This is a genomic window from Streptomyces spongiae, from assembly GCF_009377185.1.
GTDB lineage: Bacteria > Actinomycetota > Actinomycetes > Streptomycetales > Streptomycetaceae > Streptomyces > Streptomyces spongiae.
The window spans coordinates 1-2,937 of record NZ_VJZC01000870.1; the positions used below are offsets into that span (position 1 = coordinate 1).

Annotated in this window: 3 protein-coding genes; all 3 read right to left on the bottom strand. The window is 70.5% G+C overall.

Translation table 11 applies throughout. The features are described 5' to 3' along the window. Positions 1 to 119: 119 nt before the first annotated feature. Positions 120 to 782, bottom strand: coding sequence for a hypothetical protein (locus FNH08_RS48025; protein ID WP_152778201.1), 663 nt, complete (start codon positions 780 to 782; stop codon positions 120 to 122). Positions 783 to 1,067: 285 nt separating this feature from the next. Next, complete coding sequence (locus FNH08_RS48030) at positions 1,068 to 1,514, bottom strand: sec-independent translocase (RefSeq protein ID WP_322726604.1); 447 nt, start codon at positions 1,512 to 1,514, stop codon at positions 1,068 to 1,070. A gap of 228 nt (positions 1,515 to 1,742) precedes the next feature. Beyond that, positions 1,743 to 2,937, bottom strand: a 1,195-nt coding sequence (locus tag FNH08_RS48035; protein WP_152778203.1) for a S1C family serine protease, incomplete at its 5' end; no start/stop codon positions are given.

Sequence of the window (2,937 nt, forward strand, 5' to 3'; positions counted from 1 at the left end):
CTTCAGGGGCGCGCCCGGCCCTTCAGGGGCGCGGGGAACTGCGCGAGCAACCCACGACCACCCGCACCCGAAGGAGGCGCCGCACCCAAACGGCGCCCCTCCCGGCTGAGCGCCGCAGGCTACGCGTACGCCCCGATGTCCTTGATCACAGCGAAGCCCAGCCCGTACGCACTCATCCCTCTGCCGTACGCACCCACGTGGACGCCCTCCGGCGTGGAGCCCGCGAGCACCCACCCGAACTCGGACTCCCGGTAGTGGAACGGCGTCGGCACCCCGTCCACCGGCAGCGACAGCGTCGACCAGTCAGGACCGGCCAGGTCGTCCGCGAGGACCCACGCCGTCTCGGTCTGCTGGTCCAGCCAGTCGTCCCGCAGGGTGTGGTCCATCTGGCTGGGCCAGGTGACGGTCAGCAGCCCCACACCGGCCAGCCAGGCGGCCGAGGAGACCGAGTTGGCCTCCAGGACCCCCGTGCCGTCCGCGCTGCGCCGTACGGGGTTCGCGGCGACCGTGACCACGATGGCGAAGCGCTCCTTTCCGTCCTCGCCGGAGCCCTCATTGCGGATCGAGGGTTCGTCGCCGTGCCCGATCGATCCGTGTTCGACGGCGCCGTCGGCCGCCGTACCCACCTTCATCAACCGGCGCGGTCCCGTGAAGGCCTCGTCGAGGCCGTACCACGGGAAGGGCGCCAGCAGGTAGCCGTCGACCGTGCGCCGGTCGGAGGGGACCGGTTGTCCGTCCTCCGCGGCCGACGCCTGTGCGTCTACCCGACTCGTCGTCTCCATGTGCCCGGACGCCTCCTTGCTCTCGTCGGACCGGAGCGGCCCGCCCCCCTCGGGCGTCGTCGCTCACACTCATACGGTCCGCACATCAACTCGGCAGCATAGCCACAGCGCTCCGAACAGCAGTGAATCCGGCCGGGGCGTCAGGGTGCGTTCGAGTCGGGTCCAGCATCACGCGGGGCGCCCCGTAAGGGGCGCGGGGAACTGCGCGACAAGCCACAACGAACCCGCACCCGACAACGGCACCGCACCAAAACGGCGCCCACCCCGGCACCCGAAGCGGAGCGCCTACGTGGCGTCAGCGTCGAACGGCGGCCGCTCGTCCGACTGGGGCTTCTCGGGCTTCTTGGTCATGTCGACGGAGCCGCCGCCGCTGCCGGACCCGGTGGAGGAGCCCGCGGACGTCTCGGACTCACGGCTGTGCACCGCGTCCGTGACCTCGGCCATCTCCTTCTTCAGGTCGAAGCCGTTGCGGATCTCCTTGAGGCCCAGCTCGTCGTTGTCCAGCTGCTTGCGGATGAACGTCTTGGGGTTCAGGTCCTCGAACTCGAAGTCCTTGAACTCCGGGCCGAGCTCCTGCCGGATGTCCTGCTTGGCGCTCTCGGAGAAGTCGCGGATCTTGCGGATGGTGCGCGTGACATCCTGGATCATCTTCGGGAGCTTCTCCGGGCCGAAGACGAGCACGGCGAGGACAACGAGCGTCACCAGCTCGAGCGGTCCTATGTCATTGAACACCTGAAGCTCCTTGCGAGTCCTCGGCCCTGTCCATCGGCCCTCGGCGGTCGTTCCGTGGTGTCTTCCGTGGTCCGGGCCGGGTCCACGGTACCCGGCGTTCCTGTCCGTCCGGTACTGCCGCGGCGCTCCGGGATTCGTGTACAGGGCCGGTTTTCCGCGAAGTTTGCCGTTCAGAGGCGGTTCGGGGGCATGTGCTGTGAAGTTGCTGTCAAATCGTGCCCGGACCGCTCAGCCGCCGGAGGAGCCGAGAGTCAGGGTGATCTTCCTGGTCCGGCCGTCGCTCTGGACGGTGAGCTCCAGCCGGTCGCCGGGGCGGTGGGCGCGGATCTTGACGATGAGCTCCTCGCCGGAGTGGATGCGCTGGCCGTCGACCTCGGTGATGAGGTCGCCCGCCTTGATGCCGGCCTTGTCCCCTGGGCCTCCGGCGTTGACCGGAGGCCCGCCGCTGTTGCTCTCGGTGCCGACCCGGGCGCCGTCCCCGGCGTAGTCCATGTCGAGCGTGACGCCGATGACGGGGTGGGTCGCCCTGCCCGTGTTGATCAGTTCCTCGGCGACGCGCTTGCCCTGGTTGATGGGGATGGCGAAGCCGAGTCCTATCGAACCGGCCTGTCCGCCCTCCAGGTCGGAGCCGTTGCCGGCGGAGCGGATGGCGCTGTTGATGCCGATCACACGGGCGCTCGCGTCGACGAGCGGGCCACCGGAGTTGCCCGGGTTGATCGGGGCGTCTGTCTGGAGCGCGTCCACGTACGACATGTCGCTCCCGTCGCCTTCCTCTCCGCCCGCGGTGATGGGCCGCTCCTTGGCGCTGATGATGCCCGAGGTGACGGTGTTGGCCAGGTCGAAGGGGGCGCCGATGGCGACGACGGGGTCGCCGACCTGGACGTCGTCGGAGTTGCCGAGGGGCAGCGGCTTGAGCCCGCTGACGCCCGAGACCTTGACCACCGCGAGGTCGTAGCCACTGTCCTTGCCGACGATCGTGGCCTTGGCGGTCTCGCCCCCGCTGAAGGTCACGGAGATCTGGCCGTCGTCTCCGGCGGGCTCGACGACGTGGTTGTTGGTGAGGATGTGCCCTCGCCCGTCGAGTACGAATCCGGTGCCGGTACCCTGCGCTTCCGCGCCGCTCACATGCAGGGTGACCACGCTGGGCAGCGCGCTGGCGGCGATCCCGGCGACGCTGTCGGGCGCGCGGCCCTTGGCGCCGTCCGCGGTCTGGGGCAGCTCGACGCCCCCGATCCCGCCGCTCCGCTCCAGGTACGCGCCGACGGCTCCGCCGATCCCGCCGGAGGCGAGCGCGAGCACCACGGCGCCCAGGACGAGGGCCTTCCGCGTCCGCCCGCGCCGCTGGTCCCCGCTCGGCACCGCGGCACCGTTCTGCTGCAGCGGCCCGGGGGCGACCGCCCAGGGGTCGTAGTTCCGCCAGGGG